General features: G+C 74.2%; 15 protein-coding genes and 1 riboswitch. Of the genes, 9 read left to right on the forward strand and 6 right to left on the reverse strand.

The window, feature by feature from the left end; genetic code table 11:
- Positions 1 to 7: 7 nt before the first annotated feature.
- The 4 genes from pknB to thiO form a co-directional block, all read right to left on the reverse strand.
- The gene (pknB, locus tag UW392_RS13425; RefSeq protein ID WP_320775179.1) at positions 8 to 1,930 is read right to left on the reverse strand and encodes a Stk1 family PASTA domain-containing Ser/Thr kinase; all 1,923 of its coding nucleotides are present in this window, start codon (positions 1,928 to 1,930) and stop codon (positions 8 to 10) included.
- 209 nt (positions 1,931 to 2,139) lie between these two features.
- Positions 2,140 to 2,934, reverse strand: coding sequence for a thiazole synthase (locus UW392_RS13430; RefSeq protein WP_320775180.1), 795 nt, complete (start codon positions 2,932 to 2,934; stop codon positions 2,140 to 2,142).
- Positions 2,935 to 2,937: 3 nt separating this feature from the next.
- The gene (gene thiS / locus UW392_RS13435) at positions 2,938 to 3,159 is read right to left on the reverse strand and encodes a sulfur carrier protein ThiS (RefSeq protein ID WP_320775181.1); all 222 of its coding nucleotides are present in this window, start codon (positions 3,157 to 3,159) and stop codon (positions 2,938 to 2,940) included.
- Positions 3,156 to 4,352, reverse strand: a complete 1,197-nt coding sequence (gene thiO / locus UW392_RS13440) for a glycine oxidase ThiO (protein ID WP_320775182.1) — start codon at positions 4,350 to 4,352, stop codon at positions 3,156 to 3,158. The genes thiS and thiO overlap by 4 nt, the downstream gene beginning before the upstream one ends.
- Positions 4,350 to 4,461, reverse strand: a riboswitch (TPP riboswitch). (Overlaps the previous gene by 3 nt.)
- 52 nt (positions 4,462 to 4,513) lie before the next feature.
- Here thiO and UW392_RS13445 point away from each other — a divergent pair.
- From UW392_RS13445 to UW392_RS13470, 6 genes are all read left to right on the forward strand, one after another.
- Positions 4,514 to 4,864, forward strand: a complete 351-nt coding sequence (locus tag UW392_RS13445) for a hypothetical protein (protein ID WP_320775183.1) — start codon at positions 4,514 to 4,516, stop codon at positions 4,862 to 4,864.
- Between the two features lie 32 nt (positions 4,865 to 4,896).
- The gene (locus UW392_RS13450) at positions 4,897 to 6,123 is read left to right on the forward strand and encodes an FAD-dependent oxidoreductase (protein ID WP_320775184.1); all 1,227 of its coding nucleotides are present in this window, start codon (positions 4,897 to 4,899) and stop codon (positions 6,121 to 6,123) included.
- Positions 6,124 to 6,256: 133 nt separating this feature from the next.
- Positions 6,257 to 6,622 carry an Rv2175c family DNA-binding protein gene (locus UW392_RS13455; protein ID WP_320775185.1) on the forward strand — a complete coding sequence of 122 codons (366 nt, stop codon included), beginning with the start codon at positions 6,257 to 6,259 and terminating at the stop codon, positions 6,620 to 6,622.
- Between the two features lie 89 nt (positions 6,623 to 6,711).
- A complete protein-coding gene (gene thiE, locus UW392_RS13460; RefSeq protein ID WP_320775186.1) occupies positions 6,712 to 7,359 on the forward strand; it encodes a thiamine phosphate synthase in 648 nt (215 codons plus the stop codon).
- Positions 7,360 to 7,499: 140 nt separating this feature from the next.
- Positions 7,500 to 8,423 carry a methylenetetrahydrofolate reductase [NAD(P)H] gene (gene metF, locus UW392_RS13465; RefSeq protein ID WP_320775187.1) on the forward strand — a complete coding sequence of 308 codons (924 nt, stop codon included), beginning with the start codon at positions 7,500 to 7,502 and terminating at the stop codon, positions 8,421 to 8,423.
- A 59-nt stretch (positions 8,424 to 8,482) separates the two neighbouring features.
- Positions 8,483 to 9,418 carry a hypothetical protein gene (locus tag UW392_RS13470; protein WP_320775188.1) on the forward strand — a complete coding sequence of 312 codons (936 nt, stop codon included), beginning with the start codon at positions 8,483 to 8,485 and terminating at the stop codon, positions 9,416 to 9,418.
- Between the two features lie 4 nt (positions 9,419 to 9,422).
- Here the strand turns inward: UW392_RS13470 and UW392_RS13475 are convergent, their stop codons facing one another.
- Together UW392_RS13475 and UW392_RS13480 are read right to left on the reverse strand one after the other, a co-directional pair.
- Entirely contained in the window at positions 9,423 to 10,937 is a 1,515-nt protein-coding gene (locus tag UW392_RS13475; RefSeq protein WP_320775189.1) for an NAD(P)/FAD-dependent oxidoreductase, read from the reverse strand.
- 461 nt (positions 10,938 to 11,398) lie between these two features.
- Complete coding sequence (locus tag UW392_RS13480) at positions 11,399 to 12,031, reverse strand: TetR/AcrR family transcriptional regulator (protein WP_320775190.1); 633 nt, start codon at positions 12,029 to 12,031, stop codon at positions 11,399 to 11,401.
- 214 nt (positions 12,032 to 12,245) lie between these two features.
- On the opposite strand from UW392_RS13480, the gene UW392_RS13485 reads away from it, so the two are divergent.
- The 3 genes from UW392_RS13485 to UW392_RS13495 all read left to right on the forward strand — a co-directional run bounded on the left by UW392_RS13485 (position 12,246) and on the right by UW392_RS13495 (position 14,511).
- Positions 12,246 to 12,794 carry an SAV_6107 family HEPN domain-containing protein gene (locus UW392_RS13485; protein ID WP_320775191.1) on the forward strand — a complete coding sequence of 183 codons (549 nt, stop codon included), beginning with the start codon at positions 12,246 to 12,248 and terminating at the stop codon, positions 12,792 to 12,794.
- A 165-nt stretch (positions 12,795 to 12,959) separates the two neighbouring features.
- On the forward strand, positions 12,960 to 13,829 hold the full coding sequence (locus UW392_RS13490) for a methyltransferase (RefSeq protein ID WP_320775192.1): 870 nt from the start codon (positions 12,960 to 12,962) through the stop codon (positions 13,827 to 13,829).
- A gap of 277 nt (positions 13,830 to 14,106) precedes the next feature.
- Positions 14,107 to 14,511, forward strand: coding sequence for a DUF3040 domain-containing protein (locus UW392_RS13495; RefSeq protein WP_320775193.1), 405 nt, complete (start codon positions 14,107 to 14,109; stop codon positions 14,509 to 14,511).
- Positions 14,512 to 14,575: the final 64 nt, after the last annotated feature.

The raw sequence follows: 14,575 nt of genomic DNA on the forward strand, positions 1-14,575 counted from the left end.
GTGCCCGTCAGCCGATCCTGATGGTGATCGTCGAGCCCTTGGGCGCGGTGTCACCGCCGTCGACCGACTGGCCCTTGACCTCGTCGTTGAAGAAACCGAGCAGCCCCCGGTCCTCCTCGACCTCGAAGCCCGCGTCCTTGAGCTTCCGCTTCGCGTCGTCCGCGCTGTCACCCACGACGTCCGGCACCTCGATCATCTCGGGGCCCTTGGAGAGCGTCAGTGTGACCGTGTCGCCCTCGGCGAGCTCCTCGCCCTCGCCCGGCGACTGCTCCGCGACCCGGCCCTCGTCGAGCTCGGAGTGGACGCGCTCCTCGGCGACCTCCACCTTCAGCCCGGCCTCCTCCAGCGCCGCGGTGGCGTCCCCCTGCGAGGAGTCCGTCACGTCCGGCACCTCGACGGGGGCGCCCTTGCTGACGGTCAGCGCGATCGCCGAGCCGGAGCGGCGCTCCGTGCCCGCGGCGGGCTTCGTGGCGACGACGGAGCCCTTCGGGACGTCCTCGCTGAACGCGCGGCCGACCAGGCCGGGCTCCAGGCCCGCCTCCTTCAGCTCCGCCCTGGCCTCGTCCAGCTTCACACCCTCCAGGTCGGGCACCTTCACCGTCTCGGGGCCCCTGGAGATCGTCAGCGTCACCGTGCCGTTGTCCCGGATCCGCTCGCTCGGCTGCGGGTCGGTGCGGATGACCTTGCCGCGGTCGACGGTGTCGCTGTACGCGCGCTCGATGTCGACGGCCAGTCCGGCGTCCTCGACCCGCTTCTCCGCGTCGGCCTGCGCCTGGTCCAGCACCGCGGGGACCTTCGTGAACTGGCCCGAGTTGATGTACCAGACGCCCGCGCCGACGCCGAGCACCAGCAGCACCGCGGTCACGACGGCGAGCAGCCCGCGCCGGGGCGCCGTCCTGGGCCGCCGGGGCGCGGCGGGCGGTGCCTGCAGTCGGCTCGTACGGTGCAGCGCGTCGCCGTCGTCCGCCGGGACCGGGCGCGGCATCGTCAGCGCGCGCGGGATCACGCTCGTGCGGTCCTCGGAGTTGTCGTGGTGCCCGTGCTCCGCGGATATCGCCTGCGGGGGCACCGCGTCCAGCTGCTCCTCGCTCAGGCCGGCCCGCGCCCGGCGGGCCAGGGCGAGCAGCTCCACCGCGTCGTGCGGGCGCGACTCGGGGTCGCGGGCGGACGCCGAGACGACCAGCTCGTCCAGCTCGGGCGCCAGCCCCGGCACCGCGGCCGACGGCGCCGGCACGTCCGTGTGCAGGGCCTGGTAGAGCAGCTGGGCGGGGGTCTCCCCGGAGTGCGGCTTGGCGCCGGTGAGCATCTCGTACAGGACGACGCCGCACGCGTACACGTCGACCCGGGTGTCCGCCGTGCCGTGCTCCAGCTGTTCCGGGGCCAGGTAGGAGACGGTGCCGAGGACCGCGCCCGTCGTACTGGTGACGGTGTCCACCGCCCGTACGAGGCCGAAGTCGGCCACCTTCACCCGGCCGTCGTCCCCTATCAGGACGTTCTCCGGCTTCATGTCCCGGTGCACGAACCCGGCGCGGTGCGCGGCGCCGAGGGCGGCCAGCACCGGCTCCAGGATGTCCAGCGCGGCCCGCGGCTGCAGGGCGCCGCGCTCGCGCAGCACGTCCCGCAGGGTGCACCCGGCGACGTACTCCATCGCGAGGTAGACGTAGGAGCCGTCGGTGCCCTGGTCGAAGACCCCGACCACGTTCGGGTGGTCGAGGCGCGCCACCGACTTGGCCTCGCGGATGAACCGGTCGACGAACGTGCCGTCGGCGGCGAGGGTCGGGTGCATCACCTTGAGCGCGAGGACGCGGTCGAGGCGGGTGTCCACGGCCCGGTAGACCGTGGCCATCCCGCCGACCGCGATCCGCGCGTCGATGCGGTAACGGCCGTCGAGCACCTGCCCGATCAGCGGATCTTGAAGGGTCGTGTCCACGCAGGTGAGTGTACGAGCCGCCACTGTCAGGCCTGTCGGCCACGGGGCCGGCGGGACGGATCGCAGCACAGTCGTGACTGTTGCGCGACGGACACGGGACCGCCGGTGAGCAGCGGGACCACGCCGGTTCTGGCAGTGCCGGACGGTGCCGGGAGCGGGCGGGCGCGCGGGGAGCGGTGGACCGTACCGGCACGCGCCGCCGCTCGCGGTCAGAACGCGGGGCGCTCGGGGTCGAACTGCGCGCGGCCCGCCACCGGGGACGAGGCCTCGGCGAAGTGGCGCCGCGGGATGCGCCCCGCCCGGTACGCGAGCCGGCCCGCCTCCACCGCGTGCCGCATGCCCTCCGCCATGAGCACCGGCTCCTGGGCGCGGGTCACGGCCGAGGCGAGCATCACGCCCGCGCAGCCGAGCTCCATGGCGAGCGCCACGTCGGACGCCGTACCGGCGCCGGCGTCGAGGATGACCGGCACGCGCGCGTGCTCCACGATCAGCTGGAAGTTGTGCGGGTTGCGGATGCCCAGGCCGGAGCCGATGGGCGAGCCCAGCGGCATGATCGCCGCGCAGCCCACGTCCTGGAGCTTCCGGGCGAGGACCGGGTCGTCGTTGGTGTACGGCAGCACCGTGAAGCCGTCGTCGACCAGGGTCTCGGCGGCGTCGAGGAGCTCGATCGGGTCGGGCAGCAGCGTGCGCTCGTCGGCGATGACCTCCAGCTTCACCAGGTCGGTGCCGAGGGCCTCGCGCGCGAGGCGGGCGGTCAGCACGGCCTCGCCCGCGGTGAAGCAGCCCGCCGTGTTGGGCAGCAGGCGGATGCCCAGCTTCTCCAGCACGGACAGGACCGAGCCGTGGGACTTCGGGTCCACGCGGCGCATCGCGACCGTCGTCAGCTCGGTGCCGGAGGCCACCAGGGCGCGCTCCATGAGGTCCAGGCTGGGCGCGCCGCCCGTGCCCATGATCAGCCGGGAGGCGTACGTCGTGCCGCCGAGGACGAACGGATCGTCGGCCATGGGTCAGCCTCCTTGGACTGCGGTGAGGACTTCGACGCGGTCTCCCTCGGAGAGGGGGGTGGACGACCACTGCGCGCGTGGGACGACGGTTTCGTTGAGGGCGGCGGCGACACCGGAGGGGGCCGCGGTGAGGGTGCTCACCAGCGCGTCCAGTGCGGTGTCCGCGGCGATCCGCCGGGACTCGCCGTTGACCGAGATGTCTATGCGGGCCGGTCCGGTGTTCATGCGGGCTGCTCCGAGAGGGCGGTGGCCGGGTGTGCGGTGGCGGCGAACCGCCGGGGGCTGAAGTCGCGGGCCACGTCCGGGAGGGCGCCGGTGGTGAGCACGTGCGCCAGGACGTCCCCGGTGACCGGGGTGAGGAGCACGCCGTTGCGGTAGTGCCCGGTGGCCAGCGCGAGGCCGTCCAGGTCGGTCGGGCCGAGCAGGGGTGCGTTGTCGGGGGAGCCGGGGCGCAGTCCCGCGCGCGTCTCGGTGAGCGGCAGTTCCGTGATGCCGGGGACCAGTTCGTGCGCGTCCCGCAGCAGCTCGTACACGCCGCCCGCGGTCACCGTGGTGTCCCAGCCGAGCTCCTCGCTGGTCGCGCCGACGACGAGCTCGCCGTTCTCCCGGGGCACCAGGTAGACGTGGCTGCCGCGGACCACGGCGCGCACGGTCCGGCTGAGGAACGGCGCGTACTGCGGGGGCACCGCCAGCCGCACGACCTGACCCTTCACGGGGCGTACGGGCGGCAGGACGGTGTCGGGCAGGCCGCCGACCCGGCCGCTGAGGCTGCCGGCGGCGAGCACGACCTGTCCGGCGGCCAGCCCGGTGCCGTCGGCGGTCCGCACCCCGGTGACCCGCTCCCGGGCGACCACGACCTCCTCGGCCCACACCCGGTGGAAGACCACTCCGGCGCGCTCGCAGGCCCGCACGAGGGCCCGGGCGAGGCGCCGGGGGTCTATCTGGTGGTCACCGTCGACGCGCAGCCCGCCGCGCACGCCCGGCGCGAGCATCGGCTCGAGCCGGCGGCACTCGCGTCCGCTCAGCCACTCGGAGGTGAGGCCGGACCGGGTCTGCAGGGCGTGCAGTTCCCGCAGGTGGGCGCGGTCGTCGCTGTCGAGCGCGACCGCGAGCGTGCCGCACTGCCGGTAGCCCGGGTCCAGGCCGGCCGCCTCGGCCAGCTCGGCGGCGAAGGCGGGATAGCGGCGCGCGGACTCCAGGTTGAGCCCCAGCAGGGTCTCCTCGCCGTAGTGCAGCTCCGTGACGGCGGCCAGCATTCCGGCCGCCACCTGCGCCGCCCCGCCACCGGGCTCGGGGTCCACCACCGCCGTGGCGAGTCCGCGCTGCGCGGCCCGCCAAGCCGTCACCAGCCCGATGATGCCGCCCCCGACGACGAGGACGTCCGGTGTGCGGGCGTCCGGTGCGTGTGTACGCGACATGGCCGTCCAGCCCCTCCCTTCGCCGGCATGACCCGGATCAGGTTCGTACGGTCGGAGGCCGCCAGCCTCCCTCTCAGCCCGGTGCGCCCGGGCTCCCGCGAGTGTCTTACGGTGGCCACCCTAGCCCGCAGCGCAGCTCACTCGTAAGGGAGCCTCCGTCCATGGTCCGATCGCTCGACGGTCTCGTCCTCGCCCCCGTGGCCGACCAGTCACCGGGCCAGGTGGGCACCCGCACCCGGTTCACGTACCACGAGGAGGACGGCCGGGTCTGGGCCGAGTACGCGGGTGGCGACGTCGTGCGCGGGCACCTGGTGGGCACCCGCGCGGGCGACCGGCTCGACTTCCGGTACGTGCAGCTGAAGCGGGACGGGAGCACGTCCTCGGGGCACTGCGTGTCCCTGGTGACCGAGCTCCCGGACGGGCGCGTCCGGCTCACCGAGACCTGGGAGTGGGAGTCGCAGCCGGGCAGCGGCACCAGTGTCGTGGAACAGGTCACGGACCCGGTTCGCTGACTGATGGAGCGTCAGTTGTCTAAGGTGATCAGGTGAGCGAGCAGACGCGGGCGCGGGGGCGGACGACGGGACGGGTCGTCGTGGTGGGCGCGGGCATGGCCGGGGTGCAGACCGCGGTCGCCCTGCGGGAGCAGGGCTTCACCGGGGGCGTGACGCTGATCGGCGCCGAGCCGCACCAGCCGTACGACCGGCCGCCGCTGTCCAAGGCCGTCCTGCTCGGCAAGGCCGAGGGCTCCGCCTTCGACGTCGACTTCGAGGCGCTCGGCATCGGGCTGCGGCTCGGCCGCGAGGTGCTGGGCGTGCGCCCCGGCGACCACGAACTGGACACGGCCGAGGGGCCCGTCCCGTACGACGTGCTGGTCGTCGCGACCGGCGCGGAACCGGTGCGGCTGCCCGGCGCGGAGGGCGTGCCCGGCGTCCACCTGCTGCGCACCCTGGACGACGCGGAACGGCTGCGGCCGGTCCTGGCCCGGCAGCACGACGTCGTCGTGGTGGGCGCGGGCTGGATCGGGGCGGAGTTCGCGACGGCCGCGCGGGAGGCGGGCTGCGCGGTCACGGTCGTCGAGGCCGCGGACCGTCCGCTCGCGGGCGCCCTGCCCGCCGAGGTGGCCGCGCCGATGACCGGCTGGTACGCGGACAGCGGGGTGACCCTGCGCACCCGCGCGCGCGTGGTGCGCGTCGAGGACGGGACGGTCGTCCTCGACGACGGTGCGCGGGTGCCGGCGGGCGCGGTGGTCGTGGGCGTCGGAGCGCGCCCGGCGACGGCCTGGCTGGCGGGCTCGGGCATCGAGCTCGGAGCGCACGGGGAGGTCGTGGCCGACGCGCACCTGCGCGCCTCCGTGCCCGACGTGTACGCGGTCGGCGACTGCGCCTCCTTCCCCTCCGGCCGGTACGGCGAGCGCCTGCTGATCCACCACTGGGACAACGCCCTCCAGGGCCCCCGCACGGTCGCGGCCGACATCATCGGGGAGGCCCCGGTGGCGTACGACCCCGTCCCGTACTTCTGGTCGGAGCAGTTCGGCCGGTTCGTGCAGTACGCCGGGCACCACGCGGCGGCCGACACGACGGTGTGGCGCGGTGACCCCGCGGGCGCGGCCTGGACCGTCTGCTGGCTCCGTGAGGACCGGCTCGTCGCCCTCCTGGCGGTGGGCCGCCCCCGCGACCTCGCCCAGGGCCGCAAGCTCGTCGAGGCGGGCACGGTACTGGACCGGACCCTTCTGGCGGATCCGGCGAGGCCCCTCAAGGCGGCCACGCGCTAGCGGGCAGGGGGCCCGTGCCGCCCCCCGCCGGCCCGGCGGGCACCCCCGTGACCTCGCACGTCAGGAGCGGCGGAGAAGGCACTCGGGGGGTGCGTGGCTGTCACCCCGGCCGGGGGCATGGCAGGCTGGTGCCGTGACCGAGATTGACGCAAAGATCGATGCTCTCGTCCCCGCGTGGCTGACCCTGCCCGACATCGCCGAACAGCTCGACGTCGAGGTGACCCGGGTCCGGCAGCTGGTCAAGGAGGGCCAGCTCATCGCCGTACGCCGGGGTGAGAACCGCGCACTGCACGTCCCCGCCGCCTTCATCGACGAGGACAAGGTCGTCAAGGGGCTGACGGGCACCCTGACGCTCCTGCGGGACGACGGCTTCACGGACGAAGAGATGCTGGAGTGGCTCTTCACGCCCGACGACAGCCTGCCCGGCACCCCGGCCCAGGCCCTGAGCGAGAACCGCGGTACGGAGGTCAAGCGCCGCGCCCAGGCGCTCGCCGTCTGAACCGACCATCACCGCCCGGCGTGCGGGCGGTCCGGGCCGCACGACGCCCCGGACCGCCCGCACGCCACCGACCTGGGGGGAGCACCACCATGCCCGGCACCACGCGCCGACAGCTCGCCGACGCCCGCCTGTACCTCTGCACGGACGCCCGCACGCGCCAGGGCGACCTGCCGGAGTTCCTTGACGCGGTCCTGTCCGGCGGAGTGGACGTCGTACAGCTGCGCGACAAGGGCATGGAGGCCGCCGAGGAGATCGACCGCCTCCGGGTCTTCGCGGACGCCTGCCGCCGCCACGGCAGGCTGCTCGCCGTCAACGACCGCGCGGACGTCGCCCACGCCGTCGGCGCGGACGTCCTGCACCTGGGGCAGGGGGACCTGCCCGTGCCGGCCGCCCGCGCGATCCTCGGCGACGAGGTGATCATCGGCCGGTCCACCCACTCCGCCGCGGAGGCGGAGGCGGCGGCCGCCCAAGAGGGCGTGGACTACTTCTGTACGGGCCCCTGCTGGCCCACCCCCACCAAGCCCGGCCGCCCGGCCCCCGGCCTGGACCTGGTCCGCCACACCGCCGCCCTGGGCACCGGCCGCCCGTGGTTCGCCATCGGCGGCATCGACCTGGCCAACCTGGACGAGGTCCTGGACGCGGGCGCCCGCCGGGTGGTGGTCGTCCGCGCGATCACCGCGGCCGACGACCCCGGAGCGGCCGCCGCGGAGTTCGCGAAGCGGCTGCGCGCCGTCTGACGCCCGGGACGGGCGGGGTGGTCGGGACGAGCACGGACATTGCGGACCCCGCTGTCCGAGGGATGGACAGCAGGCCGACAAAAAGGACAAAGGTGTCGGCATTGGTTGGGATGCCGCTGCGCCCTGGCTAACCTGCCCGTATGGCCCTAGGAACCGCCTCCACCAGGACGGATCGCGCCCGTACCGTGCGCGACATGCTCGCGTCCGGCAAGACCGTGTACTCGTTCGAGTTCTCGGCGCCCAAGACGCCCAAAGGCGAGCGGAACCTGTGGAACGCGCTCCGCCGGGTCGAGGCGGTCGCCCCCGACTTCGTCTCCGTGACCTACGGCGCGGGCGGCTCCACGCGCGCGGGCACGGTCAAGGAGACCGAGCAGATCGTCGCCGACACGACGCTCACCCCGGTCGCCCACCTCACCGCCGTCGACCACTCCCTCGCCGAGCTGCGCAACATCATCGGCCAGTACGCGGACGCCGGCATCCGCAACATGCTCGCGGTCCGCGGCGACCCGCCCGGCGACCCCATGGGCGAGTGGGTGCCGCACCCCCAGGGGCTGACGTACGCCGCCGAACTCGTCCGTCTGATCAAGGAGTCCGGCGACTTCTGCGTGGGCGTCGCCGCCTTCCCGGAGATGCACCCGCGCTCCGCGGACCGGGACACCGACGTCGCGCACTTCGTCGACAAGTGCCGCGCCGGCGCCGACTACGCGATCACCCAGATGTTCTTCCACCCCGAGTCGTATTTGCGGCTGCGGGACAGTGTCGAGGCGGCGGGCTGTGCGACTCCGGTCATTCCGGAAGTGATGCCCGTGACAAGTGTGAAGATGCTGGAACGGTTGCCCAAGCTGAGCAACGCCGCCTTCCCCGAGGCCCTGAAAGAGCGGATCCTCACAGCAAAAGACGATCCTGCCGCTGTACGCTCCATCGGTATCGAGTTCGCCACGGAGTTCTGCGCGAGGCTGCTGGCCGAAGGTGTGCCCGGACTGCACTTCATCACGCTCAACAACTCCACCGCCACACTCGAGATCTACGAGAATCTCGGTCTGCACGACTCGCGGCGGACCTAGACGCCTGGTCCGCGTACGACGAGGAAGAAGCGGCCGCGGCCGCAGGGAGAGGGGCGTACATGGGCTGGACGGTGCTCTACATCGCGTTCGGCATCGTCGCGCTGTGGCTGCTCGGTGAGGTCCTGCTGCAGTACAAGGCGCGGCTGCGCTACCGGCTGCTCGCCTTCGGCGGCTTCCTCGGGGTCGTCGTCGGTGTCCTGATCCCCTCCGTGGCGGTCATCGCGCTGGGCGCCGTCGCCTTCGCGGTCGGGCAGACGTACGTGACGCTGTCCTTCCGCCGCGGCTTCTCCACCGGCTGGGCCATCGGCAACCGCGCCGCGCGCGACGGTGCCACCGGCGGCGGGCGCGGCCACGACGAGCCGCAGTACCGGGACCCGGCGCTGGAGGTCTCCGAGCTCGAGGAGACCACCGTGGCCGGCGTGGCCGGCGCGTTCGAGGAGCGCGACCGCTTCGACGGGGACGACGACGTGTTCGCCCACCGGCGGCCCGCCCCGTCCGAGGCCGAGGGCGCCGAGGTGTACTCGCCGCAGCCCCTGCCGGACGAGACCGGCAACTACGGCGTGTACAGCGAGGCCGCCTACGCCGCCGCCACCGATGCGTCCTACGCGGCGGCCGCCGCCCCCGCCCCGGACCAGTCCTTCGGCTACGACGGCTACCCCGGGTACGACCAGCAGCAGTACGGCTACGACGCCGGCCCGCAGCAGTACGCCGCCTACTCCGACCCGTACGTGGGGGCCCAGGGGTACGACGCCACGGGGTACGACAGCGGCTACGCGGCCCAGCAGACCTACGGCGGGCAGCAGGAGTACGGCCACCAGGACCAGTACGCCGCCGGCGGGTACGGCGAGACGCCGGCGGGCGGTGTGTGGGTACCCCAGCAGCGGACCACCGACGACCTGTTCGGCGGTGAACTGCCGCAGGAGCAGCCCTACCCGTACCAGGGCGACGGGCACGGCACCGGCACCGGCTACGACGGGCAGCAGTACCGGTACTGACGGGTCACTGGGAGCCCCGGAAGTCCGGCCCCTCCACGATCAGCCCCGCCACCAGCGCGCCCGACATGCCCGCGTGCGGCAGGCCGCCGCCCGGGTGCGCCCAGCCGCCGGCCAGGTACAGCCCGGGGAGGCGGGTGGTGTTGCCCGGGTGCAGGAAGCGGCCGTCGGCCGCGGCGAGCGCGGGCGGCGGCACGACACCGTCCTGGGCGCCCGTCTCGCGCGCGGTGTGCGCGGGGGTGCGCACCTCGCGCCACAGCAGGCGCTCCCGCAGCCCGGGGACGGCGGCCTCCGCGGCCGTGATGACGAGATCGGCGTACCGCTCGGCCGGACCGGCCGCCTCCCAGTCCGCCGTGAGGGGGGCCGCCGCCGACACGACCACCGACTCGTGGGCGTCGTCCGGCCGCAGGGCCGGGTCGTCCGGGCGCAGCACGGTCACCGTGGGCGGCGCCGGGTCGCCGGTGCCGGCCCGTCCCGTGACGAAGTCCAGCTCGGCCGTGCGATCGGGCGTGTGGACGACCGTGCGGTGCACCGCACCGGCCCCGGGCCCGCCGCGCAGCGCCAGCAGCACGGTGAACCGCCCGGCCACCGGCGGCCAATGGCCGGGCGTCACATCGCCGTCACCCTGGAGCGGACGCTCCGTCAGCGCGGCCAGGCGCCCGGTGGGCACACCCGCGACCACGTGGTCCGCCTCGACGGTCCCGCCGTCGGCGAGCTCCAGCCCGGCCGCCCGGCCGTCCTTCTCGACGATCCGGGTGACCTCGGCGCCGAACACGAACTCCACCCGGCGCGCCCGGCACCGCTCGTACACGGCCCGCGCCAGCTCCCGCATCCCGCCGCGCACGTACCAGGTGCCGAAGGCCTGCTCCATGTACGGCAGCACGGCCGCGCTCGCCGGAGCGGTCCGGGGATCCAGGCCGTACGCGAGCGCGTGGCCGTCCAGCAGGGCGGTGAGCCGGGGATCGCGCAGCTCCCACGCGCCGATCTCGGCCAGGGTGCTCGCGCGCCGGGTGCGCAGCAGCCGCTTGTGCGGCACGGACGGGTACGGCTCGCGCTCGGCGAGCACCTGCCAGTCGGGCCACAGCGGCTCCTCCAGGAGCGGCCGCCGGGTCCGGTCCCAGGCTTCGCGGGCCCGCACCAGGAAGTCGCCCCACCGGTCGCCCGCGCCCGCGCCGAGCGCCGTGTCCAGCGCGTCGACCACGCCCGCGCGCGAGCTGTTCGACAGGAGCACGTCCGTACCGTCCGGGAAGACGTGCCGGGCGGCCGGGTCCACCTCGACCAGGTCGACGCAAGTCTCCAGCGGCTGCCTGCCGGTCTTGACGAACAGGTCGCGGTAGACGGCGGGCAGCGGCAGCAGACCGGGGCCGGTGTCGAACGCGAAGCCGTCCCGCTCGAAGCGGCCCACCGCCCCGCCGTACGTCTCCGTCCGCTCGTACACCACCACCCGGTGGCCCGCGACGGCCAGCCGGGCGGCCGCCGCCATCGCGCCCATCCCGGCGCCGATCACCGCAATCCGTGCCATGCCGCGACCCTATCCGTCCCCGCCGACAGCCCTTCCGGGACCCCGGGAGGGGAGCCCTGGGGGCGGGGAGTACGCGGACGGACGCGATGGTCACCAGCCGGGCACGGTGCGTCCTGGGCAGGAACACACAGGCCTGAGTACCCGTACCTAGCCGAGGAGATGAGTACGCGCGCGGATGGGGTCCTACCTGCGCGAACGAGAGAGTGGGGGCACGGAAAGGGGCGCGGCTCCGGTACCGCCGACACGGGGCGGCGGAACGGTTCGCGCCCTTGGCCGCTCCTTCCGCCGGTGCGTACCGACGAGCCGGCGGGAGCGAGGCACGGGGGAGTTCCGGGGGAGACCACACGGGGGAGTGCGGGGGAACACGGAACGGGGGAGTACGGCGAAGCGCCGGTTCGGGTGGCCCGCGGGGGACGGGCCACGGCGGACCGGCGCCTTCGTCGTGGCGGTCGGCGACGGCCCTAGCGGCCGCCGCTCACCCGCCCCTGGAGCAGCCGGGACAGTGCCGCGTGCACCTCGTCCAGGGAGCGCTCCGGCTGGAACGCCTGCCAGTCCAGGGCGGCCACCAGCACCATGCCGACCAGCGCGGCCGCGGTCAGCGGAATATCGAGGTCCGCGCCGAACTCCCCGCTCGCCATGCCCTGGCGCAGCACGTCCTCGACGACAGCGACCGCCTCCTGGCGCACCACCAGCAGCGTGGACTGCCAGGCCCGGTTGGTGCGCCACAGCTCGGCCACGTACAGCTGGGTGAAGGCCGGGTAGCGGTCGATGAACAGGAGTCCCGCGCGGATCATCGCGTCCAGGGCGTCGACCCGGCCGCCGCCCTCCTCCGCGGTGCGCTCGGCCGCCTCCCGCAGGGAGGCGGTGAGGAGACCCACCCCGTGCCGGAGCAGTTCCTCGAAGAGCACCGATTTGCTGGCGAAGTTGTAGTAGACGGTGCCCTTCGCGACCCCCGCGCGCTCGGCGATCTCGTCCACCGTGGTGGCGGAGAAACCCTGTTCCGCGATGAGGGTGACCGCGGCCTCGTAGAGCTTCTGCCGGGTCGCCTCGCGACGGCTGCCGCCGCCGCCCGACGTGGCCGTGCTGCTTTCCATGGCGTCGATTCTCACAGCACCCGGTGCCCGGGCCTCCACAGGGCCGGTCCACGTCGCGGCCCGACCGGGGATCCACACCCGCCGGATCGGGCCGGCCTCGCACCAGCGGCGCGAACATGCAGGTCGGAACGGATTGTCAGTGCCATACCGCACGATGGCCACATACGGCACCTCGTATCGGGCGTGCCGTCACGCAGACGACAGGAGGTTCGTCATGGCCAGCTACCACGCAGCCGCCGCACGCCGGCGCCGCGCCACCGGCCCTGCCCCCTCACTGACCGGACCGGCGGGCGACGTGCACCCCGTGCTCCGCCGGGCCACGGCCCCGCCCGCCGCCCTCGACCTGCTCGCCCAGGCCCGTTCCGGTCTCGACGAGGCGACCGGCCTGGACGCCCCCAACGAGCGGTACGCCACGGCCCACCTCGCCGCCCTGCGCACCGCCGCCGCCGTGCTCGCCGCGCGCGGCCGCCCGGAAGCCACCCCGCGACGCCGGGCCCGCATCAGGAGCGCCTGGGAAGTGCTCCCCGAGATAGCGCCCGAACTGTCGGAGTGGAGCGCCCTGTTCGCCTCCGGGGCGCAGCGTCGCGCCCGTGCGGAGGCCGGTATCCGGGGGGCGGCGAGTGTGCGCGACGCCGACGACCTCGTACGCGACGTGGCCATGTTCCTGCGCCTCGTCGAGCGGATGCTCATCCTCCAGCCCGTCCTGCCCCAGCCACGGCGGGACGGGGGCCCGGACACGCCGGACGTACCCGACACGGGGTGACCGCGCGCCGGACGTGCCGGGCGGCGGCGGGCATGCGTGCGGCCTCCTGGCTTCCCATTAGGGTGGGATCACCCGTACGCTCCGCCGCGGCCACCCGGCACGGGCGGAGGCAAGCCCATCGCTCCGCCGCACAGCAGGCGGTGCCGCGCCGAGGAGTCAACTGCCGTGCCGGACCCCATGCGCCCGCCCGCCTCCCGCCACCACCCTCAAACGACGTCGCCGGGCTCCGACCCCTCCCGTTCGCCCGCCTCCCGCCCGCACCCCACCGGCCCCCGCTCCTCCCTCCGCACCGCCGTGGTCTGGGAGGTCCTGAAGGACGCCCTCGACCGCCGGGTCAGGGCGACGGGCGGTGCGGTGCCCGGCGGCGTCCTCGACGTGCTGGACACCGGAGGCGGCAGCGGCAACTTCGCGGTGCGCGTGGCCGGGCTCGGCCATCGTGTCACGGTCGTCGATCCCAGCCCGAACGCCCTCTTCGCGCTGGAGCGCCGCGCCGCCGAGGCCGGCGTCGCGGACCTGGTGCGCGGCGTCCAGGGCGACGCGCACGGCCTCTTCGACGTCGTCGAGCGGGACGGCTACGACGCGGTGCTGTGCCACGGGGTCCTGGAGTACGTGGACGACCCCGCCGAGGGCCTCGGCAACGCGGTCGCCGCGCTGCGCCCCGGGGGCGTGCTCAGCCTGCTCGCCGCCGGTCTGGGCGGAGCCGTGCTGGCGCGGGCCCTCGCCGGCCACTTCACGGAGGCCAGGCAGGCGCTCGGTGACCCGGACGGACGCTGGGGCGAGGGCGACCCCGTCCCGCACCGCTTCACCGCTGAGCAGCTCACCGCCCTCGTCGAGGACGCGGGCCTCGCCGTCGCCGCCGTGCACGGCGTACGGGTCTTCGCCGACCTGGTCCCCGGCGTGCTCGTGGACACCGAGCCGGGGGCCGTGGAAGCGCTGCTGAAGCTGGAGGCCGCGGCGGCCGAATCACCCGCCTTCCACGCGGTGGCCACCCAGCTCCACGTCCTCGGTGAGACGCGGGGGTCGGCCGGGCGCTGAACCCTCTGCCCGGGTACAGCCCTGATCAGGGGCTCATCCGCAGATGGAGTACGCCACAGGCCCTCCGATCGGGCGCCCGGAGCCGTATGATCGAGGGAGACCGTTCGGCATGACGGGCCGGTCGCTGGGGAAGTTACGCTTCAGTGAACCGGAGTGCCATGACGGGTCACGGTTGGCGAATTGGCGTAGAGGGGCGGGTTTCACGGGGGCGATTCCCTGCCTATCCTGAAGAGGACCCCCCGGGTCGCCCCGGCGACCGCACGATGAGGAGGACTCCGTGCCGCTCTCGGAGCACGAGCAGCGAATGCTCGAGCAGATGGAGCGAGCGCTGTACGCCGAAGATCCCAAGTTCGCGACAGCGCTCGAGGGAAGCGGGCTGCGTACGTACACCCGGCGACGGGTCTACCAGGCGGTCGCGGGTTTTCTGGTGGGTATCGCGCTCCTCATGGCCGGAATGGTCGCACAGCAGATCTGGGTCAGCGTGGTGGGTTTCCTCGTCATGCTGGGCTGCGCGGTGCTCGCCGTCACCGGTTGGCGCAAGGCCCCCAAACCGGGTGAACAGCCGGCCGGTGCGACCGGTGCGCCGGGTGCGTCCGGTTCCCGGAGCCCACGGCAGCGCCGCTCCATGATGAACCGCATCGAACAGCGCTGGCAGCGCCGCCGCGACGAGCAAGGGCAGTAGCGGCTCCGCCGGCTCGCCGACCAGTACAGGCGTGGCTGAGGGGTGACCGTCCACCGGACGGTCA

Source organism: Streptomyces sp. CRN 30 (assembly GCF_034105845.1).

Bases quoted from the DNA above. Each gene is read 5' to 3' on its own strand.
- UW392_RS13445 (WP_320775183.1), top strand. From the start codon at position 4,514: ATGGTCCGATCGCTCGACGGTCTCGTCCTCGCCCCCGTGGCCGACCAG.
- UW392_RS13485 (WP_320775191.1), top strand. From the start codon at position 12,246: ATGGCCAGCTACCACGCAGCCGCCGCACGCCGGCGCCGCGCCACCGGC.
- UW392_RS13430 (WP_320775180.1), bottom strand. From the start codon at position 2,934: ATGGCCGACGATCCGTTCGTCCTCGGCGGCACGACGTACGCCTCCCGG.
- UW392_RS13475 (WP_320775189.1), bottom strand. From the start codon at position 10,937: ATGGCACGGATTGCGGTGATCGGCGCCGGGATGGGCGCGATGGCGGCG.
- UW392_RS13480 (WP_320775190.1), bottom strand. From the start codon at position 12,031: ATGGAAAGCAGCACGGCCACGTCGGGCGGCGGCGGCAGCCGTCGCGAG.
- thiO (WP_320775182.1), bottom strand. From the start codon at position 4,352: ATGTCGCGTACACACGCACCGGACGCCCGCACACCGGACGTCCTCGTC.
- UW392_RS13470 (WP_320775188.1), top strand. From the start codon at position 8,483: ATGGGCTGGACGGTGCTCTACATCGCGTTCGGCATCGTCGCGCTGTGG.
- metF (WP_320775187.1), top strand. From the start codon at position 7,500: ATGGCCCTAGGAACCGCCTCCACCAGGACGGATCGCGCCCGTACCGTG.
- thiE (WP_320775186.1), top strand. From the start codon at position 6,712: ATGCCCGGCACCACGCGCCGACAGCTCGCCGACGCCCGCCTGTACCTC.
- thiS (WP_320775181.1), bottom strand. From the start codon at position 3,159: ATGAACACCGGACCGGCCCGCATAGACATCTCGGTCAACGGCGAGTCC.